Origin of the sequence: Microbispora hainanensis, from assembly GCF_006874475.1 — a bacterium.
GTDB classification, from domain to species: Bacteria; Actinomycetota; Actinomycetes; order Streptosporangiales; family Streptosporangiaceae; genus Microbispora; species Microbispora hainanensis.
Genome location: NZ_VIRM01000002.1, coordinates 54,434 through 78,083, shown reverse-complemented (window position 1 = coordinate 78,083; position 23,650 = coordinate 54,434). Strand labels below are relative to the sequence as shown.

General features: G+C 71.9%; 23 protein-coding genes. 10 read left to right on the top strand and 13 right to left on the bottom strand.

The genetic code is table 11. From position 1 onward, the window contains the following. Positions 1–13: 13 nt before the first annotated feature. Positions 14–1,570 (bottom strand): succinic semialdehyde dehydrogenase, encoded by a 1,557-nt coding sequence (locus tag FLX08_RS01935; RefSeq protein ID WP_142616435.1) that lies wholly within the window; start codon positions 1,568–1,570, stop codon positions 14–16. A 148-nt stretch (positions 1,571–1,718) separates the two neighbouring features. Between FLX08_RS01935 and FLX08_RS01930 the strand changes: the two genes are divergently transcribed. After that, positions 1,719–2,213 (top strand): YbaK/EbsC family protein, encoded by a 495-nt coding sequence (locus FLX08_RS01930; RefSeq protein ID WP_142616434.1) that lies wholly within the window; start codon positions 1,719–1,721, stop codon positions 2,211–2,213. Between the two features lies 1 nt (position 2,214). After that, on the top strand, positions 2,215–2,784 hold the full coding sequence (locus tag FLX08_RS01925; RefSeq protein ID WP_142616433.1) for a helix-turn-helix domain-containing protein: 570 nt from the start codon (positions 2,215–2,217) through the stop codon (positions 2,782–2,784). 7 nt (positions 2,785–2,791) lie between these two features. Here FLX08_RS01925 and mtnA read toward each other — a convergent pair whose 3' ends face one another. After that, complete coding sequence (gene mtnA, locus FLX08_RS01920) at positions 2,792–3,829, bottom strand: S-methyl-5-thioribose-1-phosphate isomerase (RefSeq protein ID WP_142616432.1); 1,038 nt, start codon at positions 3,827–3,829, stop codon at positions 2,792–2,794. Positions 3,830–3,879: 50 nt separating this feature from the next. On the opposite strand from mtnA, the gene FLX08_RS01915 reads away from it, so the two are divergent. Next, entirely contained in the window at positions 3,880–5,835 is a 1,956-nt protein-coding gene (locus FLX08_RS01915; protein ID WP_142616431.1) for a beta-propeller domain-containing protein, read from the top strand. On the opposite strand, the gene FLX08_RS01910 is transcribed toward FLX08_RS01915, so the two are convergent. Further along, the gene (locus FLX08_RS01910) at positions 5,828–7,588 is read right to left on the bottom strand and encodes a glycerol-3-phosphate dehydrogenase/oxidase (protein WP_142616430.1); all 1,761 of its coding nucleotides are present in this window, start codon (positions 7,586–7,588) and stop codon (positions 5,828–5,830) included. The genes FLX08_RS01915 and FLX08_RS01910 overlap by 8 nt on opposite strands. 120 nt (positions 7,589–7,708) lie before the next feature. Beyond that, positions 7,709–8,437 carry a class I SAM-dependent methyltransferase gene (locus tag FLX08_RS01905; protein ID WP_208761221.1) on the bottom strand — a complete coding sequence of 243 codons (729 nt, stop codon included), beginning with the start codon at positions 8,435–8,437 and terminating at the stop codon, positions 7,709–7,711. 106 nt (positions 8,438–8,543) lie between these two features. Between FLX08_RS01905 and nagA the strand changes: the two genes are divergently transcribed. Then, the gene (gene nagA, locus FLX08_RS01900; RefSeq protein ID WP_142616429.1) at positions 8,544–9,689 is read left to right on the top strand and encodes an N-acetylglucosamine-6-phosphate deacetylase; all 1,146 of its coding nucleotides are present in this window, start codon (positions 8,544–8,546) and stop codon (positions 9,687–9,689) included. Positions 9,690–9,775: 86 nt separating this feature from the next. Here the strand turns inward: nagA and FLX08_RS01895 are convergent, their stop codons facing one another. Both FLX08_RS01895 and guaB read right to left on the bottom strand, forming a co-directional pair. Beyond that, positions 9,776–10,894: a GuaB3 family IMP dehydrogenase-related protein gene (locus tag FLX08_RS01895; protein ID WP_208761220.1), complete on the bottom strand. Its 1,119-nt coding sequence runs from the start codon at positions 10,892–10,894 to the stop codon at positions 9,776–9,778. 33 nt (positions 10,895–10,927) lie between these two features. Continuing rightward, positions 10,928–12,409 carry an IMP dehydrogenase gene (gene guaB, locus FLX08_RS01890; protein WP_142616428.1) on the bottom strand — a complete coding sequence of 494 codons (1,482 nt, stop codon included), beginning with the start codon at positions 12,407–12,409 and terminating at the stop codon, positions 10,928–10,930. Between the two features lie 613 nt (positions 12,410–13,022). On the opposite strand from guaB, the gene FLX08_RS01885 reads away from it, so the two are divergent. Then, entirely contained in the window at positions 13,023–14,027 is a 1,005-nt protein-coding gene (locus FLX08_RS01885) for a helix-turn-helix transcriptional regulator (RefSeq protein ID WP_142616427.1), read from the top strand. A 93-nt stretch (positions 14,028–14,120) separates the two neighbouring features. Further along, a complete protein-coding gene (locus tag FLX08_RS01880) occupies positions 14,121–14,498 on the top strand; it encodes a DUF5319 domain-containing protein (protein ID WP_030508386.1) in 378 nt (125 codons plus the stop codon). On the opposite strand, the gene FLX08_RS01875 is transcribed toward FLX08_RS01880, so the two are convergent. The 5 genes from FLX08_RS01875 to FLX08_RS01855 form a co-directional block, all read right to left on the bottom strand. After that, positions 14,459–14,674 (bottom strand): anti-sigma-D factor RsdA, encoded by a 216-nt coding sequence (locus FLX08_RS01875; RefSeq protein WP_142616426.1) that lies wholly within the window; start codon positions 14,672–14,674, stop codon positions 14,459–14,461. The genes FLX08_RS01880 and FLX08_RS01875 overlap by 40 nt on opposite strands. Next, positions 14,671–15,297, bottom strand: a complete 627-nt coding sequence (locus tag FLX08_RS01870; RefSeq protein ID WP_030508385.1) for a sigma-70 family RNA polymerase sigma factor — start codon at positions 15,295–15,297, stop codon at positions 14,671–14,673. The genes FLX08_RS01875 and FLX08_RS01870 overlap by 4 nt, the downstream gene beginning before the upstream one ends. A gap of 313 nt (positions 15,298–15,610) precedes the next feature. Beyond that, on the bottom strand, positions 15,611–17,236 hold the full coding sequence (gene groL / locus FLX08_RS01865; RefSeq protein ID WP_142616425.1) for a chaperonin GroEL: 1,626 nt from the start codon (positions 17,234–17,236) through the stop codon (positions 15,611–15,613). 66 nt (positions 17,237–17,302) lie between these two features. Next, complete coding sequence (groES, locus tag FLX08_RS01860) at positions 17,303–17,614, bottom strand: co-chaperone GroES (protein WP_030508383.1); 312 nt, start codon at positions 17,612–17,614, stop codon at positions 17,303–17,305. 340 nt (positions 17,615–17,954) lie between these two features. Beyond that, positions 17,955–18,797, bottom strand: coding sequence for an NAD-dependent epimerase/dehydratase family protein (locus tag FLX08_RS01855; protein WP_142616424.1), 843 nt, complete (start codon positions 18,795–18,797; stop codon positions 17,955–17,957). A gap of 139 nt (positions 18,798–18,936) precedes the next feature. Here FLX08_RS01855 and FLX08_RS01850 point away from each other — a divergent pair, with 139 nt between their 5' ends. From FLX08_RS01850 to FLX08_RS40330, 4 genes are all read left to right on the top strand, one after another. Then, positions 18,937–19,557, top strand: a complete 621-nt coding sequence (locus FLX08_RS01850) for a MarR family winged helix-turn-helix transcriptional regulator (protein ID WP_142616423.1) — start codon at positions 18,937–18,939, stop codon at positions 19,555–19,557. A 12-nt stretch (positions 19,558–19,569) separates the two neighbouring features. Beyond that, complete coding sequence (locus tag FLX08_RS40335) at positions 19,570–19,728, top strand: hypothetical protein (protein ID WP_167530242.1); 159 nt, start codon at positions 19,570–19,572, stop codon at positions 19,726–19,728. Between the two features lie 10 nt (positions 19,729–19,738). Then, the gene (locus tag FLX08_RS01845; RefSeq protein ID WP_142616422.1) at positions 19,739–20,977 is read left to right on the top strand and encodes a class I SAM-dependent methyltransferase; all 1,239 of its coding nucleotides are present in this window, start codon (positions 19,739–19,741) and stop codon (positions 20,975–20,977) included. Between the two features lie 155 nt (positions 20,978–21,132). Then, positions 21,133–22,071 (top strand): hypothetical protein, encoded by a 939-nt coding sequence (locus FLX08_RS40330; protein WP_167530241.1) that lies wholly within the window; start codon positions 21,133–21,135, stop codon positions 22,069–22,071. A gap of 23 nt (positions 22,072–22,094) precedes the next feature. Here FLX08_RS40330 and tsaD read toward each other — a convergent pair whose 3' ends face one another. Both tsaD and rimI read right to left on the bottom strand, forming a co-directional pair. Further along, a complete protein-coding gene (gene tsaD / locus FLX08_RS01835; protein WP_142616421.1) occupies positions 22,095–23,132 on the bottom strand; it encodes a tRNA (adenosine(37)-N6)-threonylcarbamoyltransferase complex transferase subunit TsaD in 1,038 nt (345 codons plus the stop codon). Positions 23,133–23,154: 22 nt separating this feature from the next. Next, complete coding sequence (gene rimI / locus FLX08_RS01830; RefSeq protein WP_244312203.1) at positions 23,155–23,643, bottom strand: ribosomal protein S18-alanine N-acetyltransferase; 489 nt, start codon at positions 23,641–23,643, stop codon at positions 23,155–23,157. Positions 23,644–23,650 lie beyond the last annotated feature (7 nt).

The window sequence follows — 23,650 nt, the reverse complement described above, 5'->3', positions numbered from 1 at the left end:
CCCGCCTTCCTTGTCACTTGAGGTGCAGCCGCTTCATCGTCTTGAGCAGCCCCGCGAGCGTGTCGGCGTACTTGTCGTAGGTCATGCCGAGGATCGGCTCGAAGCCCAGCCACGTGGCCTGGCTGGCCACCGTCTGGACCTCCGTGTATTTCAGCAGGCCCTCGGTGCCGTGCCGGCGGCCGAGCCCGGACGACTTCATCCCGCCCATCGGGGCGTCGTAGGAGGCGTACGCCGAGCCGTACCCCTCGTTGATGTTGACGGTGCCCGCCTTGATCCGGGCGGCGAGGCGACGGCCCCGCGCGACGTCCCTGGTCCAGATCGAGGCGTTCAGCCCGTACGCGGTGTCGTTGGCCGCGTGGACCGCCTCGTCCTCGTCGCTGAAGCGGTAGAGCGACACGACCGGCCCGAACGTCTCGTCCCTGCAGACGGCCATGTCCTCGCCCACGCCGTCGAGGATGGTCGGCTCGTAGAAGAACGGGCCGAGGTCGGGGCGCGGCCTGCCGCCCGTCAGCACCGTGGCGCCCTTGGCGACGGCGTCCTCGACGTGCGCCGTCACCCCGTCGAGCTGCCGCTGCGAGGTGAGCGAGCCCATCTGCACGTCCCAGTCGAGACCGGGGCCGATCCGCATGTTCTTCACAGCCCGGACGAACCGGTCGCGGAAGGCGTCGGCGACCGCCTCGTGCACGTAGAGGCGTTCGATCGAGATGCACAGCTGGCCCGCGTTGGTGAAGCAGGCCCGGATCGCGCCCTGGGCCGCCACGTCGAGGTCGGCGTCGTCGAGCACGATCATCGGGTTCTTGCCGCCGAGCTCCAGGGAGCAGCCGATGAGCCGCTTGGCCGCCTCCTCGGCGATCCTGCGCCCGCCGCGCGTCGAGCCGGTGAACGCGACGTAGTCGGCGTCGTCGATCAGCGGGTCGCCGACGTCCTCGGGATCGCCGAGCACGACCTGCCAGACGTCGCGCGGCATGCCCAGCTCGGCCAGCAGGTCGATCGTCCACAGCGTGGACAGCGGGGTCTGGGTGTCGGGCTTGTGCACGACCGCGTTGCCCGCGATCAGGGCGGGAACCACGTCGGTGACGCCGAGGGCCAGCGGGTAGTTCCACGGGCTGATCACCGCGACGACGCCCTTGGGGTGGCGCAGCTCGGCCGCGCGGGTCGCGATCGGGAAGATGCCCTGCCTGCGCTGCGGCTCGAGCAGCCCGGGGGCCCGCCGCGCGTAGTAGAGCGTGCAGCCCGCCACGTCCGCCACTTCCTCGTACGCGTGACGCCGCGCCTTGCCGGTCTCCCACTGCACGATGTCGAGCAGCTCCTGGCGGCGGTCGAGCAGCGCGTCGTGGAGCCGCAGGAAGGGCGCGGTCCGCTCCCGGACCGGCAGCGCCGCCCAGGCCTCCTGCGCCGCCCTCGCCCTGGCGTACGCCGCGCGGACGTCCTCAGGAGTGGAGATCGGGACCTCGGCCAGGACCTCGCCGGTGAACGGCGCGACGATCTCTCGTGTCTTGCCCTCGGACGAGACGTGCGTGAGGATCCGGTCGACCATGGCCGCGTCGAGCGTCCGATTCATGGCACCCATGACGGAAGAATATTCCGGAGCTTGACCCGTGGCTACCGGTAAGTAATGGACGGTGGCCGCCGACGCGGCGGCGTGTCAGTTTGCCGACACATGTGTACAGTAAATTGACACCACGAGCGATCACGTAAACCGCGACCGAGAGGTGTTCATGGAATCCGAAGAGACCTACGACAAGCTCATCGAGCTTCTCGACCGGCACGGGGCGGCCTACCGGCTGATCGATCACGCGCCGGAAGGAAGGACCGAGATCGTCAGCGCGATGCGCGGAAACGACGTGTCCGACGCCGCGAAGTGCATCGTCGTCATGGTGAAGCTCGGCAAGAAGGTCACCAAGCACGTCCTCGCCGTCGTGCCGGGCGACACGCGCGTCGACCTGAACGGCCTCAAGACACTGCTGGGCGGCACGTACGCCGCGTTCGCCTCCACCGACGTCGCCGAGCGTCTCGCGGGGAGCGTGGCGGGCACGATCCTCCCCTTCTCCTTCCACCCCGACCTGGAGCTCATCGTGGACCCCTCGATCCAGGAGAAGGAGGAGATCTTCTTCAACGCGGCACGGCTCGACCGGTCCATCGCGTTGCGCGCGAAGGACTACATGGCCGTCTGCTCGCCGCGGCTGGCGCCGATCGCCGCTCCGGCGAGCTGAGATGGACGGACAGGCGGCAGAGGCGGCGAACGCCATCGGGACGACCATCGGCACCCAGGTGCGCCGGCTGCGGGAGTTCCGGGGGCTGTCCGTGGCCGAGCTCGCACGGTTGTCCGGAGTGAGCAGGGCGACCCTGTCCGGGATCGAGGCCGGGCGGGGCAACCCCACCGTCGAGACGATCTCGGCCATCGCCGTCGCGCTCCGGCTGCCCCTGGGCGACCTGCTGGCCGACCCGGCGCCGCGGACGCCGGTGCTGCTCCGGGGCACCCCCCGGCCGGAGGACAGCAAGCAGGAGCTGCTCGACCGGATGGGAGCCGGTGGGCTCGGCGAGATCTGGCGGCTTCGCCTCACCGGGGCCGGGCGGCGTATCGACAGCCCGCCCCACAGCCAGGGCACGATCGAGCGGATCCTCGTGCTCCGCGGTGCCGTACGGCTGGGCCCGGTCGAGCGTCCCGTGGTCCTGCACAGCGGCGACTTCGTGACGTTCGCCGCGGACGTCGCGCACTTCTACGAGTCCGTCGAGGACGAGGTGGACGCCGTCGTGGTGATGACCTATCCGGCGGCGCCATAGGGTTCGGTTACGCCTGCGGGACGGCGTCCCGCGAGCGGGGCGTCCAGACGCGGTCCTCCGTCACGACCGCGCTGACCAGGTCGGCGGGAGTGACGTCGAAGGCGTAGTTCAGCGCCCGGGCCCCGGCGGGGGTGACGCGCATCCCCCGGAAGTGGGTCACCTCTTCCTCCGAGCGGTGCTCCACCACGATGGACGCGCCGTTCTCCGTCGCCGGGTCGACGGTCGACTCGGGCGCGGCGACGACGAACGGGACGCCGGCCCGGTCCGCCGCGAGGGCCAGACCGTAGGTGCCGATCTTGTTGGCGACGTCGCCGTTCGCGGCCACGCGGTCGGCGCCGACGACCACCGCGTCGGCCAGCCCCTGCTGCAGCGCGAACGGCCCGGCGCCGTCGCAGACGACCCGATAGTCGATGCCCAGCAGGTCCAGCTCCCAGGAGGTGAGGCGCGATCCCTGGAGCAGAGGCCGGGTCTCGTCGACGATGACCTGGTCGAGCAGGCCCCTTTCGTGCAGCGAGCGGATGACGCCGAGCGCGGTGCCCCACCCCAAGCAGGCCAGGGCGCCGGTGTTGCAGTGCGTGTGGATGCGCAGGGGCCCGCGTCCGCACGCCTCCACCAGGAAGTCGGCGCCGCGTTCGCCGATCCGCCGGTTCGCCGCCGCGATGCGGTCCACCACGGCGACGGCGGCGCGCTCCGCCGCCGCGGGCCCGTCCGGCAGGGCCGGGATCACCTCCTCCACACCGACCCGGAGGTTCACCGCCGTGGGGCGGGCGTCCCTGATGCGTCCGATCTCCGCCTCCAGCCGGGAGGCGCTCCACCCCGACCGCCGCGCCTGGTGCGCCGCCAGGGCCACGCCCAGCGCCCCTGCGGCGCCGAGCACCGGTGCGCCGCGTACGGCCAGGCGGACGATGGCGTCCACGAGGTCGTCGACGGTGTCGATCCTCAGCAGTCGCACCTCGTCCGGCAGCAGCGTCTGGTCGATGGCGACGACGCCGCCCTCCCGCCAGGCGATGACCGGGTATTCGGCGTACGGGTCTGTCTCCGGCATGTCACCATCCTGCCCGTGAACCGCCCCAGGCGGCGATCCGTCGTGGGGGCATGAGGACATCGATTCGTACGGCGGTCATCCTCGCCGCGCTGCTGGGCATGGGAGCCACGGGCTGCGCGGGGGGCCGTACGACCCAGGATCTCCCGCCTGCCCCGGCCGACCTGACCGGACGCGTACGGCTCGTCGCCTACAACGGCTGCGACGAGATGACGGAGGGGCTGCGGCAGGCGGCCGCGCGGAACGTCACGTCATGGGGCTTCGCGGAGAACATGCTCTACGCGGTCGACGACTCCGCCGTGGCCAGGCGGGCGACGCCCGAGCAGCAGTACGGGCAGCAGCCGCACTCGACCACGAACACGCACGAGGCGGGCGTGGACGAGCCCGACCTGGTCAAGACCGACGGCAAGCGAGTGATCACGGTCACCCGGGGCGTGCTGCGCGTCGTGGACGCGACGACCCGGAAGGTCACGGCGACGCTGCGGCTCGTCGCTGAGGACCAGTCGTGGGCCCAGGCCGATCTGCTGGTCGACGGCGACCGCGCGCTCGTGCTGTTCGAGGGCGGCGGGATCATCCCGTTCGGGGCGGCGGACCGGGCCCGGGTCGGCCCCGGCGGCCCGAGATACGTGCTCGTGGACCTGTCCGGCGAGCCGCGCGTCCTCGGCGCGATGACCGTGCACGGGCAGCACGTCGACGCCCGGCAGACCGGCTCCACCGTGCGGCTCGTCGTCCGGTCCACGCCGGAGATCGCCTTCCCGCCCCCGAAGCCGGACGCGTCGGAGAAGGACCTGCTCGAAGGCAACCGCAAGGCCGTGCTGTCCGCTCCCGGCGACGCGTGGCTGCCGTCGTACGACGTCGAGTCGGACGGCGCGCGGCGCACCGAGCGGGTCGGCTGCGACCGGGTCAGCCACCCCGACGAGTTCACCGGCACCTCGATGCTGACCATCCACACGATCGACCTGGCCGCCGCCACGCCGTTCGGCTCGCTCACGCCGATCGCGGTCGCGGCCGACGGCGACACCGTCTACGGCACGGGAAGCAGTCTCTACGTCACCAGCAATCCCCGCTGGTGGGACGCCCGCCCGATCGACGTGGTGCCGCTGCCCGAGTCGTCGGCCGCCGCGCCCACGCCGAAGGTGCCGCCCGAGCGCACGGAGGTGCACCGCTTCGACGTCTCGGCCCCCGGCGCCCCGCGCTACGCCGCGTCGGGATCGGTGCCGGGACGGCTGCTCAACCAGTACTCCCTGTCGGAGTACGACCGTCACCTGCGGGTGGCGACGACCAGCGGCGCCGAGGTGCCCGGTGCGCGCCGGGCCACGAGCGAGAGCGGCGTGTACGTGCTCGACGCCGGCACGCTCGCCCAGACCGGCTCGGTGACGGGCCTCGGCAGGGGCGAGCGGATCTACTCGGTGCGGTTCATGGACGGCCTCGGCTACGTGGTGACGTTCCGCCAGACCGATCCCCTCTACACGCTCGACCTGCGCGACCCGGCCGCGCCGAAGGTCACCGGCGAACTGAAGATCACCGGCTTTTCCGCCTACCTCCACCCGGCGGGCGAGGGGCGGCTCATCGGCGTCGGCCAGGAGGCGAGCGAGGAGGGCCGCGCGCTCGGCACGCAGATCTCGCTGTTCGACGTCTCCGACCCGGCCGCGCCCGCGGTGCTGTCGCGGTTCCACCAGAAGGAGTCCGGCTCGGAGGCCGAGTGGGATCCCCACGCCTTCCTGTATTGGCCCGCCACCGGGCTGGCCGTGCTGCCGCTCCAGAACTGGTCCGGCGGCGGGATCGCGGGCAGCGCGGCGCTCGCGCTCCGCGTCGGCGACCGGGAGATCACCACGCTGGGCGTGGTGAGCCACCCGCGGTCCGGGGCCACGGGCGGCTTCGCCCCCGCCGACCCGGGCATCCGCCGTTCCCTGGTCATCGGCGACGACCTGTGGACGGTGTCCGACGCCGGCCTCAAGGTCAGCGACGCCGCCACGCTGGCCGACCGCGCGTGGATCCCGTTCAGCTGACGTTCCCCGGCGCCTCCGCGAGGTCGCGCGGGGGCGCGACGGGGACGATCTCCGGCGCGCCGAGGCGGATCGCGTCGGCCTCCTGGTCGGTGTCCTGCTCCTGGGAGGCCCGCTCCGCCTCGACCCGCTTGGTGTAGTACTCGACCTCGCGCATGACCTGGTCCGCGTCCCAGCCGAGCGGGCCGGCCATGAGCTCGGCGGCCTCCTGGGCGACCGCGGTCCCCCGATGGAAGGTCTCGATCGAGATGCGGGTGCGCCGCGTCAGCGCGTCGTTGAGGTGCCGGGCGCCCTCGTGCGTCGCCGCGTACACGATCTCCGCGCGCAGGTAGTCGTCCGCGCCGTCGAGAGGACGCCCGAGCGAGGGGTCGCCCTCGATGAGCGCCAGCACCTCGTCGATCAGCGAGCCGTACCTCTCCAGCAGGTGCTCGATCCTGGCCACGTGCAGACCGGAGGCGCGCGCCATGCGGTGGCGGGAGTTCCACAGGGCCTGGTAGCCCTCCGCGCCGGCGAGCGGCACCTGGTCGGTGCAGGACCTGGGCACGCGCTGGTCGAGGCCGTGCGCGACCGCGTCGACGGCGTCGGCCGCCATGACCCGATATGTCGTGAACTTGCCGCCGGCCACCATGACCAGGCCGGGCACGGGGTGGGTGACGACGTGCTCACGCGAGAGCTTGGAGGTCTCCTCGGACTCCCCGGCCAGCAGCGGACGCAGCCCCGCGTACACGCCCTCGACGTCGTCCCTGGTCAGGGGCACCGAGAGCACCGAGTTGACCCGGTCGAGCAGATAGTCGATGTCCGCCCGCGAGGCGGCGGGGTGGGCCTTGTCGAGGTTCCAGCGGGTGTCGGTGGTCCCGATGATCCAGTGCCGGCCCCAGGGGATGACGAACAGCACCGACTTCTCGGTGCGCATGATGAGCCCGCTGAGCGAGTGGATGCGGTCGCGCGGCACCACGAGGTGGATGCCCTTGGACGCGCGCACGTGGATCTGCCCGCGACCGCCGACGAGCTGCTGGATGTCGTCGGTCCACACGCCGGTCGCGTTGACGACCTGACGGGCCCGCACGTCCAGCTCGGCGCCGGTCTCCAGGTCGCACACGCGCACCCCGGTGACCCGCTCCCCCTCGCGCAGGAAGCCGACCGCCTGCACCCGCGAGGCGACGTGCGCGCCGTACGTGGCGGCGGTGCGCAGCGTGGTCATCACGAAGCGGGCGTCGTCGACCTGGGCGTCCCAATACTGCACGGCGCCGGTGAAGGCCGACCTGCGCAGCGAGGGGGCGACCCGCAGCGCCTGGCGGCGGGTCAGGTGGCGGTGCCCCGGCACGCCCCGGGTGAGGCCGGGGGACAACCCGAGCGTGTCGTAGAGCACGAGGCCCGCCCCGATGTACGGCCGCTCCCAGCCCGCGTGCGTGAGCGGATACAGGAACGGCACCGGCTTGACCAGGTGCGGCGCGATCCGCTTGAGCAGCAGCGACCGCTCCCGCAGGGCCTCCCTGACGAGGTCGAAGTTGAGCTGCTCCAGATAGCGCAGCCCGCCGTGGATGAGTTTGGACGACCGTGACGACGTGCCGGAGGCGAAGTCGCGCGCCTCGACCAGGCCCACCGAGAGCCCTCGGGTCGCGGCGTCGAGCGCGACGCCGGCGCCGACCACGCCGCCGCCGATCACGACCACGTCGAGTTCCTGCGCCTCCATCCGCGCCAGGGCGGCGGTACGTTCTGCCGGACCGAGCCTCGCCGTCCCCATCCTCGCCGTCATATGGCTCCTTCTGTACCGCTTTCGCCTCGTCCGGGTAAATCTACCCGTGAGTAGTCGCCCGCGAATCCATCTTTTCCGTCGCCTTTCCCAAGGATCTGCTTAATAGTCGGTGAACACGTCTCAGGGACGCCGGCAGGCGACCATCGACGTACGGGCGTGCGGCCCGCCATACCAGAACCGCCAGCCGAGGTCGTAGACCTCGACGTCGGCGGCGCCGCACTCCCTGAGCACCTCGGCATATCGCGGGGCGTTGCGGAAGTCGGCGATCCGCAGCAGGCCGCCCGGCCTGAGCACGCGGAACGCCTCGCGCACCGCCTCGGCGCGGCCCTCCTCCTGGGGGATGTTGTGGATCGCGAGGCTGGAGACCACCAGGTCGAACGCCGCGTCGTCGAACGGGAGGTCGCGCATGTCCCCGGTCACCAGATCGACCCGGTCGGCGACCTCCTCCGCGCGCGCGTTGGCCCAGGTGGCGTCCTGGCTGTTGCCCGACTGGTCCTTGGCCGACCACAGGTCGATGCCGGTGGCCCTGCCAGACGGCAGCCGCGCCGCGGCCTTGAGCAGCACCAGGCCGCGGCCGCACCCGAGATCGAGGACCCGCTCGTCCCCCTTCAGCCCGAGCCGGTCGAGCTCGGCGTCCCAGACCGCGAACTTGCCGCGAAGAGTGGTGTGCGCGAACACCGCACCCCCCGCCACCAGCATGACCCCTCCCACGAGGAGCACGACGGCCGGGATCGGCAAGCCGATCCCGAAGAGCACGACGGCGAAGGCCAGCTCGGCGACGCCACCGAGGATCAGTCCGGCCAGCACGCCGGGCGCGTCCACACCATAGTCGGCACGTGAATCGATCACCGTTGGTTCTTACCGCCGACGCCCCTGTCGTGTACAGGGCCCGCGTACGGCGGGAGCCACCGGACCCGGAGCGGCGTGCATGGGCTGGACGCGGGAGGATGGCGGCATGAGCGTGACTCTCTCCGATGCCCGCGTCGTCACTCCCGACGGCGTCCACGACGGCTGGCTCACCATCGAGGACGGCAGGATCACCCACATCGGGCGCGGGCAGGCCCCGCGCGACGGGCTCGGCCTGGGCGGGCGCACCGTCGTCCCCGGCTTCGTCGACATCCACAGCCACGGCGGCGCCGGCGGGAGCTTCCCGGACGGCGACCCGGAGACCGCCGCCGCGGTCGCGGCCTTCCACCTCGGCCGCGGCTCGACCACCCTCATGGCGAGCCTCGTCACCGCCGCGCCCGACACACTCGCGCGGGCCGCCGCGACGCTCGCCGACCTGTGCGACGAGGGGCTGCTCGCCGGCATCCACTTCGAGGGGCCCTACATCGCCAGGTCGCGCTGCGGCGCGCATGAGCCGACGCTGCTGCGCGAGCCCGACGTGGCGGAGTTCCGGACGCTGGTGAAGGCCGGGCGGGGCCACGTGCGGATGCTGACGATCGCGCCCGAACTGCCGAACGCGCTCGACGTGATCAGGGAGGCCGCCGCCGAAGGCGTCGTCGCCGCGCTGGGCCACAGCGACGCGACGTACGAGCAGACGATCGAGGGGATCGACGCCGGGGCCACCGTGGCGACCCACCTCTACAATGCGTTGCCGCCGCTCGGCCACCGCGCGCCCGGGCCGATCGCCGCGCTGCTCCAGGACGAGCGGGTGACCGTCGAGCTGATCAACGACGGCGTCCACGTCCATCCGGCGATGTTGCGCCTGGCCATGCACGCCGCGGGCGCGGACCGTACGGCCCTGGTCACCGACGCGATGGCGGCGACGGGCATGGGCGACGGGCGCTACCCGCTCGGCCCGATGACCGTCGACGTCGTGGACGGGGTGGCCCGGATCGCCTCCGACGCTCCCGGAGGCGGCCCGATCGCCGGCAGCACGCTCACGATGGACGTGGCCTTCCGCCGCACCGTGCGGGAGGTCGGGCGCTCGCTCGTGGACGCCGCGCTGATGGCCTCGCTCACCCCCGCCCGCGTCCTCGGGCTGGACGGCGAGATCGGCTCGATCACCGTCGGCAAGTACGCCGATCTCGTGGTGCTCGACGACGACCTCGGCCTCGGCGGCGTGATGAAGCGCGGCGTCTGGATCCGTCACCCCTGACCGAAGCACGGCGTCCGAGTTCTCGACCCTCTGGTCGGGGAAAGCCGAAGGCCGGGCCGCCGGGCCCGGCCCTCACTGGCAATCGTTCAGCGCTGCGGCGGGGCGACGACGACCTCGACGCGCTGGAACTCCTTGAGGTCGGAGTAGCCGGCGGTGGCCATCGTGCGGCGCAGCGCGCCGAGCAGGTTCATCGAGCCGTCGGCCAGCGACGACGGGCCGTGCAGGATCTCCCGCAGCGTGCCGATCGTGCCGAACTCGACCCGCTTGCCGCGCGGCAGTTCGGGGTGGTGGGCCTCGGAGCCCCAGTGGAACCCGCGCCCGGGGGCCTCGGAGGCCCGCGCGAGCGGCGAGCCCACCATCACGGCGTCGGCGCCGCAGGCGATCGCCTTGGCGATGTCGCCGGAGCCGCCCATGCCGCCGTCGGCGATGACGTGGACATACCGGCCGCCCGACTCGTCCATGTAGTCGCGGCGGGCCGCGGCCACGTCGGAGATCGCGGTGGCCATCGGCACGACCACGCCCAGCACGTTGCGGGTGGTGTGCGAGGCGCCGCCGCCGAAGCCGACCAGCACGCCGGCCGCGCCGGTGCGCATGAGGTGCAGCGCCGCCGTGTACGTCGCGCAGCCGCCCACGATCACCGGGACGTCGAGCTCGTAGATGAACTGCTTGAGGTTGAGCGGCTCGGCCCGGCCCGACACGTGCTCGGCGGAGACCGTCGTGCCGCGGATCACGAAGATGTCCACGCCCGCGTCGATCACGGCCTTGTGGTGCTGCACGGTGCGCTGCGGCGACAGCCGTACGGCGGTCGTGACGCCGGCCGCGCGGATCTCCTCGATGCGCCGGCCGATCAGGTCGTCCTTGATCGGCGCGGTGTAGATCTCCTGCAGCCGCCGGGTCGCGGCCTCCTGGTCGAGGGTGGCGACCTCCTCGAGGAGCGGCGCCGGGTCCTCGTAGCGGGTCCACAGCCCTTCGAGGTCGAGCACGCCGAGGCCGCCCAGGCGCCCGATCTCGATGGCCGTCCGCGGCGACACGACGCTGTCCATAGGGCTCGCCACGAGCGGAGAGTCGAACCGGTAGGCGTCGATCTGCCAGGAGATCGACACCTCCTCCGGGTCACGGGTGCGCCGGGAGGGCACGATGCCGATCTCGTCCAGCGCGTAGGCACGCCGCCCGCTCTTGCCGCGCCCGATCTCCACCTGTGTCATATCGCCTGTTCTTTCCGTTTCTTCCGGTACGGGTTATCGACCGTGGTAGTTCGGAGCCTCGACCGTCATCTGGATGTCATGCGGGTGGCTCTCCTTGAGCCCGGCCGCGGTGATCGGCATGAGCTGCGCCTTCTCGTGCAGCTCCTCGATCGTCCGGGAGCCGGTGTACCACATGCCCTGCCGCAGGCCGCCGACGAGCTGGTGGGCCACCGCCGCGACCGGGCCGCGGTAGGGCACCTGGCCCTCGATGCCCTCGGGGATGTACTTGTCCTCCCCGGACACGTCGGCCTGCGCGTACCTGTCCTTGCTGAACGACGCGCCGCCGCGCTCGCGGTTGCGCACCGCGCCGAGCGACCCCATGCCCCGGTAGGACTTGAACTGCTTGCCGTTGATGAAGATCAGCTCGCCGGGCGACTCCTCGCAGCCGGCCAGCAGCGAGCCGAGCATGACCGTGTCGGCCCCGGCGGCCAGCGCCTTGGCGATGTCGCCCGAATATTGCAGGCCGCCGTCGCCGATGACCGGCACGCCGGCCGGGCCGCACGCCAGCGCGGCCTCGTAGATGGCGGTGAGCTGCGGGGCGCCCACGCCCGCGACGACCCGGGTCGTGCAGATCGAGCCGGGCCCGACGCCCACCTTGACCGCGTCGGCGCCCGCGTCGACCAGCGCCTGGGCGCCCGCGCGGGTGGCGACGTTGCCGCCGATGACGTCCACCCCGCCGTTGGCCTTGATCTTGGCGATCATGTCGGCCACGCCGCGCGAGTGCCCGTGCGCGGTGTCGACGATGATCACGTCCACGCCCGCCTCGATCAGCGTCATGGCGCGCTCCTCGGCGTCGCCCGCGACGCCGACCGCCGCGCCCACCATCAGGCGGCCGTCGGCGTCCTTGGTCGCGATCGGATACTGCTCGCTCTTGGTGAAGTCCTTGACCGTGATGAGGCCCTGCAGGCGGCCGGCCTCGTCCACGAGCGGGAGCTTCTCGACCTTGTTCTCCCGCAGCAGCCGGAACGCCTCGTCGCGGTCCGCCCCGACCGGCGCCGTCACCAGCGGCATCGGGGTCATGACGTCGCGCACGGCCCGGCTCTGGTCGCTCTCGAAGCGCATGTCGCGGTTGGTGACGATGCCCACGAGCACGCCGTCCGCGTCGGTGACCGGGACCCCGGAGATCCGGTAGGTCGCGCACAGGCGCTCGACGTCGGCGAGGGTGTCCTCGGGAGAGCAGGTGACGGGGTTGGTCACCATCCCCGCCTCCGACCGCTTGACCAGGTCGACCTGCTGCGCCTGCTCCTCGATCGAGAGGTTGCGGTGCAGGATGCCGATGCCGCCCTGCCGCGCCATGGCGACCGCCATGCGCGCCTCGGTGACCGTGTCCATCGCGGCCGACACCAGCGGGATGCGCAGCGTGATGGTGCGGGACAGCCGAGTCGTCGTGTCCGCGTCCCCCGGCTGAAGGTCCGAATAGGCGGGAACGAGGAGCACGTCGTCGAACGTGAGTCCCGGTTCGGTGAACTTGGCCATCTGCTGCACCCCTCCTGCGCTGTGGGTCCCTCGCGCGTAGGTCCCTCGCCAGACCCGAGGTCAGTCTAGTGGGCGCCCCAAACCGCATCCGGCCGACCTGTCAAGAGGGAGGGCACAAAAAGTGGGGGGACCGGCTTCCGGTCCCCCCACTTCCCCGCGTCGCGCCCGCCACGCCCGTCGAGCCCCCCTCCGCGCCCGGCAGACGCGGCGTTCCCGGCTAACGCTGGGTCAAGAATGCGTCACGCAGCGTCTATGCGCAAGGGCGTAACGTGCAACTGCACAAAGATGCATTTCCCGTCTCCCGGAACTGTGCCGGAAACAAATGCGAACCCTCACGTCCATACAAAAGCCGCCACCGCCGGCCGTGCCAAATGTGGGAACAGTACGGACAGCGTGGAAAATCCGAGCTATTCTCGCGACCCAAGAGCGAGGGGGGTGCGACGGAAGTCGGCGCACCGGACGCCGGGAAACGTTTTCGCCCGGCCAATCAGCGTGTGGATCAACGCACAGGATGAGATCAGCGCGACGCGATCGGCACGGCACCATCAGTGCGGCGCGACCAGTGCGGCGCCACGCGCGCCGCGCGACCAGTGTGACCACCGACGGAGCGAGCATGAGTACGACGCGCAACCCCACCTCCCAGGCCGACCCGTTCGAGAGCCTCGGGCTCTCCGCCGACCAGGCGGCCCTCTACACCGCCATGCTGCGGCTGCACCGCGCCACGCTGACCGAACTGGCCGAGGCCGTCGACCGGCCCGCAGAGGACGTTCTCGACGCCCTGGACGGGCTCGTACGGCTCGGCGCGGTCAACCGGCGGCGGGAGGAGTTCCTCGCCCGGCATCCGGCCGCGGCGATCGGCCGGTTGGTGGCCGAGCGGCTCGACCGCATGGCCCGGGAGACCCGCCAGATCGACGAGGTGCTCGCGGCGGCCGGCCGCCTGACCCACCACTACGACGCGGGCCACGACTGGCACAGCGGGCGGTTCTCGGTCGAGCCGTTGAGCGGCGCCGACGAGCTCTGGGAGAGCGTGATCGGCCTCGCGCTGCAGGCGCCCCCCGCCGAGCTGGTCATGGCCGTGGCGGACCGCCGCACCATGGCGAGGTTCGCCGACGGCTATGGCAGCCAGTGGATCCAGGCCGCCGCGGACGGCATCCTGCGCCCGCGGATGGTCGTCGCGCTCGACGCCGTGTCGGAGCCCGCCATGAGGGAGGTGTGCGCGCGGTTCTCGGCGGCCGGCGCGGGGCTGCGCGCCCTCGACACGGTGCCGAGCTGGTTCTTCGCGCTCGGCGAGGGCACCGCCGGGCTGCCCGCCGAGTGGGGCGTCCCGCTGCCCGAGCACTCCTACAACTGCTACCTGGTCCACGCCCCCGTGGTGGTGGGGACGCTGCGGGCGCTGTTCGAGGAGCTGTGGGCCCGGGCCGCGCCGATCTTCCCGCGCAACAACGCGCAGCAGGTGCTGCGCCTGGCCGCACGCGGCCTGTCCGACGACGCCATCGCCCGCCACCTCGGGGTCTCCGTGCGCACGGTGCGGGCCAGGTTCGCCGAGGCGATGTCGGAGCTGGGGGCCCAGTCCCGTTTCCACGCCGGAGTGGAGGCGGCCCGTCGCGGCTGGCTGTGAGGCCGCCTCCGGATCACGGCCGGATCACGGCCCGACGAGCAGATGGGGCGCTCTTTCGCTCGTGCAGGGGGCCGTGGTCATAAGGTGGGATGCGTGCTGGAAGACGTCCCCCGCGACCCGTTCGCGGATGACCCCAACGACCCCGCGGCGGAGCTTGGAGCGCCCGACGACGTGGAGCCGCTGACGCTCGCCGAACGCGACGAGGCGCTGACCGATCTCGCCGACGTGGAGGTCTTCCGTTCCCTGCTCGAACCCCAGGGCGTGCTCGGTCTCGTCCTCGACTGCCCGGAGTGCGGGGAACAGCACTACTTCGACTGGGACCTGCTGCGCGGCAACCTGCGCCAGATGATCGACAACGGCCGGCCGCAGGTCCACGAGCCGGCCTACCAGCCCGACCCGGCCGACTACGTCAGCTGGGAGTACGCCCGGGGCTACGTGGACGGTGTGATCGACACGGAGGAGAGCCGCTGACTGTCCACGTCGGCGACGAGCGCGCCGAGCAACCGGATGGCGGCGTCCGCGCCGCCCACCGGCTCACGGCGGGCCAGCGCGTCGAGGAGGGCGTCCGTCCGCAGTACTCCGCCCTCCACGTCGGCATCGCCGTACGACCCGAGGTGGCGAGCCGTACGACGACGTTTCGTGGTCACGCAATCGACTCCAGCTCGGCCAGCTGCCGGAGCCTGGCGAGCGCACGATGCTGCGCGACCCGGACGGCACCTGGTGACATGCCGAGTACATTACCCGTCTCTTCGGCCGACAGGCCCGAGACCACCCGCAGGATGAGGAGCTCGCGCTGCGTGTCCGGGAGCCGGGCGAGCAGGTCGCGGGCGTGCTGCGCCTCGATGTAGCGCACGACCGTCTCCTCCGGCCCCGGGCCCTCGTCGGGCCCGTCCGGCAGGTCCTGCGTCGGCACGGCCGAGCGCACCGAGCTGCGCAGCGCGTCGGCCACCTTGTGAGAGGCGATGCCGAAGACGAAAGAGGCGAACGGGCGGCCCATGTCGCGGTAGCGCGGCAGCGCCGACAGCACCGCGATGCACACCTCCTGGGCCACGTCGTCGGCGATGTGATATTGACCGGACACCCTGCCCAGTCGGGCTCTGCAGTAGCGAACCACCATCGGGCGTAAATGTCCCAGCAGTGATTCGATGGCGGTGCGATCTCCCTGTACGGCAAGGCTGGTCAGTTCCCTGAGGTCGGGCTCATCCGATCTCGTCGCAAGCCTTACCCCAGTTGCGGCGTCGGCGACGCATCCCTCGGTCACGTTAGGCATGATGCCCGCCGCGATCGTTCATGTCGTCATGGTTAACGGCTACGGATTGGTCACATTGACGCGTCGATAACACGCCGTAATCATCTGATCACTCGTCCGTTGGAACATTCCAACCAGAATGCCCAAAACAAGAGATATACGCCGGACGACTTGACAGCGAAAAAGAAGCGTGCGTCGTTCGCATTGCCCGTGAGCCCGCTCCGTCCCCGGCGGTCCGGCCCATGACACGACGGGCGTCGGGCGGAAAAAGCAGCGCGCCCCGCGGTCCACCCTTGCGGGCGGGCGCGGGGCGCGAGGCGCGGAAGGCGCGGGATCAGTGGCCGTGACCGTGACCGTGACCGTGACCGCCGTTGGCGGCCGGAGCCTCCTCCTCGGGCTTGTCCACGACGAGGGCCTCGGTCGTGAGCAGCATGCCGGCGATGGACGCGGCGTTCTGCACGGCCGAACGGGTCACCTTGACGGGGTCGATGACGCCCTGGCCCACCAGGTCGCCGTACTCCCCGGTGGCGGCGTTGAGGCCCTCACCGGCGTTCAACTCGGCGATCTTGGTGGTGACGACGTAGCCCTCCAGGCCCGCGTTCTCGGCGATCCAGCGGGCGGGCTCGATCAGCGCCTTGCGGACGATCGAGACACCGGTCGCCTCGTCGCCGGTCAGGCCCAGGTCGTCGAGCTCCTTGGACACGTGCACGAGCGCGGAGCCACCGCCGGAGACGATGCCCTCCTCGATCGCGGCGCGGGTCGCGGAGATCGCGTCCTCGAGGCGGTGCTTCTTCTCCTTCAGCTCCACCTCGGTGGCGGCGCCGACGCGCAGCACGCACACACCGCCGGCCAGCTTCGCGAGACGCTCCTGGAGCTTCTCGCGGTCCCAGTCGGAGTCGGACTGCTCGATCGCGACCTTGATCTCGCGGATGCGGTCCTCGATCGCCTGGGCGTCGCCGCCACCGTCCACGATCGTGGTGGTGTCCTTGTTGACCACGACGCGGCGGGCCGTGCCGAGCACCTCGAGGCCGACGTGCTCCAGCTTGAGGCCGATCTCCTCGCTGACGACCTGGCCGCCGGTGAGGATGGCGATGTCCTGCAGCATGGCCTTGCGGCGGTCGCCGAAGCCGGGGGCCTTGACGGCCACGGACGTGAAGGTGCCACGGATCTTGTTGGTCACCAGGACGGCCAGGGCCTCGCCCTCGACGTCCTCGGCGATGACCAGCAGCTGGCGCTTGGTCTGGGCGACCTTCTCCAGCAGCGGCAGGAAGTCCGCGATGGAGGAGATCTTGCCCTGGGTGATGAGGATGTAGGGGTCCTCCAGGACCGCCTCCATGCGCTCGGAGTCGGTCACCATGTAGTGCGACAGGTAGCCCTTGTCGAACTGGAGGCCCTCGGTGAACTCCAGCTCGAGGCCCATGGCGTTGGACTCCTCGACGGTGATGACACCGTCCTTGCCCACCTTGTCGAACGCCTCGGCGATCAGGCCGCCGATCTTCGCGTCCTGCGCGGAGATCGTGGCGACGTTGGCGATCTCCTTCTTGTCCTCGACGTGGCGGGCGCTGCCGAGCAGCCGCTCGCTGACCGCCTGCGCGGCCTTGTCGATGCCGCGCTTGAGCCCGAGCGGCTGCGCGCCGGCGGCCACGTTGCGCAGGCCCTCGCGGACCATGGCCTGGGCCAGGACGGTCGCGGTGGTGGTGCCGTCACCCGCGACGTCGTTGGTCTTGGTGGCCACTTCCTTGGCGAGCTGGGCGCCCAGGTTCTCGTACGGCTTGTCCAGCTCGACCTCGCGAGCGATGGTCACACCGTCGTTCGTGATCGTCGGCGCACCGAACTTCTTGTCGATGACGACATTGCGGCCACGGGGGCCGAGCGTCACCTTGACGGCGTCGGCGAGAGCGTTCACACCACGCTCGAGAGCGCGCCGCGCGTCCTCTTCGAACTCCAGGATCTTCGGCATTCAGGTCTCCTTTGAGCGCGCGGAGCCCCGGGCGCATGGTCCCGGGGCTCCACAAGCCGGCGCGGCCTACTTCTCGATGATGGCGAGCACGTCGCGGGCCGAGAGCACCAGGTACTCCTCGCCGCCGTACTTGACCTCGGTGCCGCCGTACTTGCTGTAGAGGACGACGTCGCCCTCCTTGACGTCGAGCGGGATGCGCTTCTCGCCGTCCTCGTCCCAGTTGCCCGGGCCCACAGCGAGGACACGGCCCTCCTGCGGCTTCTCCTTGGCGGTGTCCGGGATGACCAGGCCGGAGGCGGTGGTCTGCTCGGCCTCAAGCGGCTGGACCACGATGCGGTCGCCAAGCGGCTTAACGGGAACCTTGGTGGCGGTCGTCACGATCGGACCTCCCCTTCAGATTGCGATGAATGAGCTGAAGAGGCGACCAGCGGCCTGCCGTCGCGGGTGTCAGACCTGTCTCGTCGCTGTTGGCACTCTCAATGGCAGAGTGCCAACACGAAACAGTATGCAAGTGGCGCGTGACAGTCAACACGAACCGGCATCGCAGGTCAGACGCGTCCGGCGGCAACACGCCCGAGGTTGTGCGTTGAGCCGTCCGCCGCGCCGGCGTCACCGCCACCCCTTCCGGCGGACCGGCGCCTCCCGCGGGGACAGACAGCGGGCCAGGCGGCGGGGCCGGGGCGCGGGGCCAGATCGCGGGGCCAGGTTGCGGAAACGGTCAGGCGCGGGAGGCGTACGAGCCGGACCGGACGTCCTCGACAATGCCGGGGCGGCTCGGCCGCCAGCCGAGGACCTTCCTGGCGAGGTCGCCGCTCACCACCTGGCTCAGGGCCAGCCCCTCGGCGAAGGGACGCCCGAGCACCTCGCCCGCCTCGTCGATCGGCCACGGCACGGCCCTCCCCGTACGGCCCGCGGCCGCCGCCACGTCGGCGACGCTCACCGCCTCCTCGGCGACGGCGTGGAAGAGGCTCCCCGGCGCCGCCTTCTCGATCGCGAGCACGAGCAGGTCCGCCAGGTCGTCGACGTGCACGGTCGCCCAGGTCGGCACCGGGCCGCCCGCGTGGACATACCGGCCGTCCTCCTGCCCGGGGGCGGTGAGCACGGTGGGGATGCCGGCGCCCCGGCCGTACACGATGCCGGGCCTGACGACGACGCCGCCCGCGTCGAGCACGAGCCGCTCCACCCGTGGGCGATAGCGGGAAGGGGTGATGGGGTTCACCGGCGCGTCCTCGCCCGCCGCCTCGGTGGTGGCGCCGAGCACCCAGACGCCGCTGGTGTAGACGAGCCGGGCGCCCCCTCCGGCCAGCGCCTCGACCGCCGCGACGTCCACCTGCTCGTCCCCGGTGGGGTTGGCGGCGTGTACGACGACGTCGATGTCCGGCGTCACCGCGCTCTTGAGGGTCTCGGGTTCGTACAGGTCGCCATGGCGCACCTCGCCCGGAACGGCGGTGTCGTGGGCCTTCGGCCGGACGAGCGCGACCACCTCGTGGCCGCGCTCGGCGAGGCGCTCCGCCAGCACCGAACCGATGTACCCCGTCGCGCCCAGCACCAGGACCTTCATCTTTCCACCTCTAACACTTCGACATTTGACTGTTCGATGCAGAAGGTAGCGCAGATTCGGCAGACATTTCAACGTCGAAATGTCGGTTACGATGGGTGGCGGAGGAGGAGCGGCGAGGAGAACCCAGACCGCGCGCGCTATGAACGACACCCTCACGAACGAGACCCCCGGGAACGACACCCTCGCGAACGGCACCCTCGCGAACGGCACCCTCGCGAACGGCACCCTCGCGAACGGCACCGTCGGCGATCCCGCTCCCCGCAACGACGCCGTCGACCAGATCCTCGGCCAGTGGGCCCGGGTGCGCCCGGACGTCGACTGCTCGGCGATGGGAGTGGCCGGGCGGATCTCTCGCGCGTCCCGCCTGCTCGAAAAGGGCATCAAGGAGTATTTCGCCGGGCACGACCTCGAACCGTGGGAGTTCGACGTGCTCGCGACGCTCCGCCGCGCCAACCCCGATCACCGGCTCTGCATGAGCGATCTCGCCACCGCCGCCATGGTCAGCTCCGCGGCGCTCACCAACCGGGTGGACCGCCTCGTCGCCCGGGGCCTGGTCCACCGGGAGGTCGCGCCGTCCAACCGCCGCATGGTCCTGATCACCCTCACCGACGAGGGCCGCACGGTGGTCGACGCCCTGCTGGAGGGTCACGTGGCCAACGAGGAGCGGATGCTCTCCGGCCTCACGGGCGAGGACCGGGAGCGGCTGTCGGGGCTGCTCTGCAAGCTGCTCGCCTCGCTCGGCGACGTCGGCTCCCGCTGACCGGCCCGGAGCGTGGTCGCCGCCTCCGTGGCCGCCGCCTCCATGGTCGCCGCCTCCGTGGCCGCCGCCTCCGTGGTAATCGCCTCCATGGTCGCCGCCTCCGTGGTCGCCGCCGCCGGGTTGTCCACAGGGCAGAGCCTCCGGCCGACGTGCGCGACCCGCAGGCGGTAGCGTCGCGAGCGTGGACCTGGACTCCTTCCGCACGCTGCTCACGCCCGCCGGGCGCGGGGCCCTCGACGAGGCCGTGAAGATACTCGCCGACGGCGCCGATCCCGTGGCCGCCGCGAGCGCGATGCGCCGGAGCCACCCGGCCGACCTGACGGCGGCGGCGCTCACCCAGGCGTCGCTGCGGCGGCGGGCCGAGGCGAAGTTCGGGCCCGACGCCGCCGTCATGTACTTCACCCCTCATGGGCTGGAGCAGGCCACCCGTCCCGAGGTCGCCGCACACCGCGCCACGAGAATCCGCGCCGCCGGGATCCGGGCCGACGGGATCCGGGCCGACGGGATCCGGGCCGGCGGAGGGCCGGAGGGCGGCCCCGCCGTGCTGGACGTCTGCTCCGGGATCGGCGGCGACCTGCTCGCGCTGGCGAGGGCGGGCTGCCCGGTGCACGCCGTGGACCTCGACCCGCTGACCGTGGAGATCGCCCGCGCCAACGCGGCGGCGCTCGGCCTGTCGGCCCTGGTCGATGTCCGCACGGGCGACGCCGCGCTGGCCGACCCCCGCGGATACGGCCTGCTGTTCGCCGATCCCGCCAGAAGAGGGGCGAGGGGTCGGACCTTCGACCCGATGGCCTACTCCCCCACGTGGCCGGTCGTGCTCGACCTGGTGGCCCGCGCCCCGGCGGCCTGCCTGAAGGTGGCCCCCGGCATCCCGTACGAGTTCATCCCGGAGGGCGCCGAGGCCGAGTGGGTGTCCTACCGCGGCGAGGTGAAGGAGGCGGCGATCTGGACCGGCCTGGGACCGGGCGGGCGCCGCGCCACCCTGCTGCCGTCCGGAGCCACGCTCACTGCGTCCGGCGCGGAGGCGGAGACCGGGCCGGTGAGCCGCTATCTCTACGAGCCCGACGGCGCCGCGGTGCGGGCCCATCTGGTCGCCGAGGTGGCGGCCCTCGTGTCCGGCCGTCTGCTCGATCCCCGGATCGCCTACATCACCGGCGACCGGCTCGTACGGACGGAATGGGCGCCCTGCTACGAGGTGACCGACGTCATGCCGTTCTCGCTCAAGCGGCTGAGAGCGGCGCTGCGCGAGCGGCGCGTCGGCGTGGTCACCATCAAGAAGCGCGGGTCCGCCGTCGACGTCGAACGGCTGCGCAAGGATCTTCGGCTTTCCGGTGACAATTCCTGCGTGATCGTGCTCACCCGCATCGAAGAAAGGCCGTTCGCCCTGCTCTGCAGGCCCGCTACCAGCACGGACGGGTAAAACCGCGACAATTCACCGGCAATTACCGCCTTTCTCATTCCACGCCTGATGGCCGCGGGTCAGGGCCTAAAGTTGGCCGTCGGGCGTGCCGCCTGTTCGTTCATCTGCGCGAGACGGGCCGAACCGACGTTTCGGCGAGTGAAGGAGCATTCTCGGTGGAGCATTCCAGCCACAACCTCCTCCAGGCGGGCAGCCAGACCGCCATCTCCGACCGGATGCGTGAGCTGCTCGCCCGGGCGGCCCAGGACCACGTCTACGAGCAGAGGACGCAGGGCGCCGTGCTCGACGAGATCCGCCAGCGGCTGGAAGGCATGGAGTGGCTCCTGCGCGAGGTGCGCGAGCGTGAGCTGGGCGGCCTCGGCGTCGCGCTCGAAGCGATCAGCCAGCGGCTCGACGACATGACGGTCCGGCCGCCCACGTGGGCGGAGGGGCTGGCCCAGCACATGGAACTGCTGCGCGACCACGTGGACGAGGTCGGCGGCCGGACCCAGAGCCTCGCCGAGCGGATGGCGGACGTCTCGCACCGGCTCGGCAAGTTCCAGGGAAGCATGGAGGCCGCCGCCGGGCGGTTCACCCGGATCGACAAGACCCTGGCCGCGCTCACCGAGCGCACCGAACGGCTCGAGGCCGTCGTGGTCGAACGGCTCGACTCGGTCGGCGGCCGGATCGACGCGGTGGAGAGCGGGGTCGAGGCGGTCGGCGAGCGCGTCGGAAACCTGCCCGCCGACCTCGGCATCGGGGAGCTGCGCGGCACCGTGGCCGGTCTCGGTCACGCCGTCGAGGGCATGGACGCCAGGGTGGCCGCGCTGGGCGCGGGCGTCGGGGACGTCGCCGCCGGCGTGGACGAGATGAGCACCACCATCGCGGGCATGAACGCCGACCTCACCCTGGCGGCGGGGGCCGTCGTGCCCCTCGCGGACGCGGTGCGCAGCAGGCCCGACCGCGAACAGATCGCCGAGACCGTCTCGGACGCGGTCACCCGCGCCATGGAACCGGCGCGGGGCGACGTGGCCCGGCGGCTCGCCGCCCTGGAGGAGACCATGCTGGCCCTCGCCGAGGTCCTCCTGCGCCCCGCCCGCGGCCACGCCGACTGAACCGCCGAGGCGAAGCGCGGCGGTCAGACGTTGACGACGGTGATCGGGAGCGAGGAGTCCGCCGGGATGTCCAGGGTGGAGGGCTGGACGCCCGCCGCCACCAGGTTCGCCCCGAGCGCCGCCACCATCGCGCCGTTGTCGGTGCACAGGCCGGGCCGCGGCACCCGCAGGCGCACCCCGGCCGCGTCGCAGCGCTCCTGGGCCATGGCACGCAGCCGGGAGTTGGCGGCCACGCCGCCCCCGATCAGCAGGTCCTTCACGTCATAGCGGGCGCACGCCTGCAGCGCCTTGCGGGTGAGCACGTCCACGACCGCCTCCTGGAACGACGCGGCGACGTCGGCCACGGGCACCGTCTCGCCCGCCGCCTCGCGGGCCTCGACCCACCGCGCCACGGCCGTCTTCAGGCCAGAGAAGGAGAAGTCGAGGGTGCCGTCGTCGTACTTGCCGCGCGGGAACGCCACCGCCGTGCCCGAGCCCTCGCGGGCGGCCCGGTCGATGTGCGGCCCGCCGGGGAAGGGCAGCCCGAGCACCCGCGCCACCTTGTCGAACGCCTCCCCGGCCGCGTCGTCCACGGTCGACCCGAGCGAGATCACGTCCTGGGCCACGTCGGGCACCAGGAGCAGCGAGGAGTGCCCTCCCGAGACCAGCAGCGCGACCGAGGGCTTGGGCAGCGGGCCGTGCTCCAGCTGGTCCACGGCGACGTGCGCGGCGAGATGGTTGACCCCGTAGAGCGGGACGCCGAGCCCCAGCGCGTACGCCTTGGCGGCGGCCACGCCGACGAGCAGCGCACCCGCGAGCCCGGGGCCCGCGGTGACGGCGACAGCGTCGATGTCGGAGAAGCGCAGCCCGGCGGCGGCCAGCGCGCCCTCGACCGTGGGCGTCATCGCCTCCAGGTGAGCCCGCGAGGCCACCTCGGGCACGACGCCGCCGAAGCGGGCGTGCTCGTCCATGCTGGAGGCGACGGTGTTGGCCAGCAGCGTGTGGCCGCGGACGATGCCTATGCCCGTCTCGTCGCAGGACGTCTCGATCCCCAGCACGATCGGCTCGTCATGCCTGCTCATGCCGCCTCCTCGCCTGTGCGGCTCATGCCCCGCCCCCCAGATCTCCGTCTCGTGGCCCGAGGTCCTTCACCATGGTGATGGCGTCGGTGCCGTCTTCGTAGTAGCGCCGTCGCAGGCCCAGCCGCCGGAAACCGAACCGCTCGTACATCGCCTGCGCGGCCGGGTTGTCGGCGCGGACCTCCAGGAACACCGAGACCGCGCCGCGGCGGGCGGCCTCGGTGAGCAGCTCGTTCAACAGCGCGGTCCCGACGCCGGCGCGCCGGTGATCGGCGAGGACCGCGATCGTCTGGACGTCGGCCTGGTCGCCCGCCGCCGCCAGACCGGCGTACCCCACGACGCGGTCGCCCACCTCGGCGACGACGTAGTGCCGGGTGCGCGGCTGGTCGGCCAGCTCGCCGCGCATCATGGCCTCGCTCCAGGCGTCCGCGGGAAACGTGGTCCGCTCGATGTGCATCACGGCGGGCAGATCATCGTGGGTCATCCGGCGCAGCACGACCTCGGTCTGCCTCATGGCGTGC

What these genes read in the sequence shown, in the direction of transcription:
- FLX08_RS01895 (WP_208761220.1), bottom strand. Translation starts at nt 10,894, where the DNA reads ATGACACAGGTGGAGATCGGGCGCGGCAAGAGCGGGCGGCGTGCCTAC.
- FLX08_RS01870 (WP_030508385.1), bottom strand. Translation starts at nt 15,297, where the DNA reads ATGCCTAACGTGACCGAGGGATGCGTCGCCGACGCCGCAACTGGGGTA.
- guaB (WP_142616428.1), bottom strand. Translation starts at nt 12,409, where the DNA reads ATGGCCAAGTTCACCGAACCGGGACTCACGTTCGACGACGTGCTCCTC.
- rimI (WP_244312203.1), bottom strand. Translation starts at nt 23,643, where the DNA reads ATGAGGCAGACCGAGGTCGTGCTGCGCCGGATGACCCACGATGATCTG.
- nagA (WP_142616429.1), top strand. Translation starts at nt 8,544, where the DNA reads ATGAGCGTGACTCTCTCCGATGCCCGCGTCGTCACTCCCGACGGCGTC.
- FLX08_RS01850 (WP_142616423.1), top strand. Translation starts at nt 18,937, where the DNA reads ATGAACGACACCCTCACGAACGAGACCCCCGGGAACGACACCCTCGCG.
- mtnA (WP_142616432.1), bottom strand. Translation starts at nt 3,829, where the DNA reads ATGCCGGAGACAGACCCGTACGCCGAATACCCGGTCATCGCCTGGCGG.
- tsaD (WP_142616421.1), bottom strand. Translation starts at nt 23,132, where the DNA reads ATGAGCAGGCATGACGAGCCGATCGTGCTGGGGATCGAGACGTCCTGC.
- groL (WP_142616425.1), bottom strand. Translation starts at nt 17,236, where the DNA reads ATGCCGAAGATCCTGGAGTTCGAAGAGGACGCGCGGCGCGCTCTCGAG.
- FLX08_RS01910 (WP_142616430.1), bottom strand. Translation starts at nt 7,588, where the DNA reads ATGACGGCGAGGATGGGGACGGCGAGGCTCGGTCCGGCAGAACGTACC.
- FLX08_RS01925 (WP_142616433.1), top strand. Translation starts at nt 2,215, where the DNA reads ATGGACGGACAGGCGGCAGAGGCGGCGAACGCCATCGGGACGACCATC.
- FLX08_RS01930 (WP_142616434.1), top strand. Translation starts at nt 1,719, where the DNA reads ATGGAATCCGAAGAGACCTACGACAAGCTCATCGAGCTTCTCGACCGG.
- FLX08_RS01915 (WP_142616431.1), top strand. Translation starts at nt 3,880, where the DNA reads ATGAGGACATCGATTCGTACGGCGGTCATCCTCGCCGCGCTGCTGGGC.
- FLX08_RS01935 (WP_142616435.1), bottom strand. Translation starts at nt 1,570, where the DNA reads ATGGGTGCCATGAATCGGACGCTCGACGCGGCCATGGTCGACCGGATC.
- FLX08_RS01885 (WP_142616427.1), top strand. Translation starts at nt 13,023, where the DNA reads ATGAGTACGACGCGCAACCCCACCTCCCAGGCCGACCCGTTCGAGAGC.
- FLX08_RS01855 (WP_142616424.1), bottom strand. Translation starts at nt 18,797, where the DNA reads ATGAAGGTCCTGGTGCTGGGCGCGACGGGGTACATCGGTTCGGTGCTG.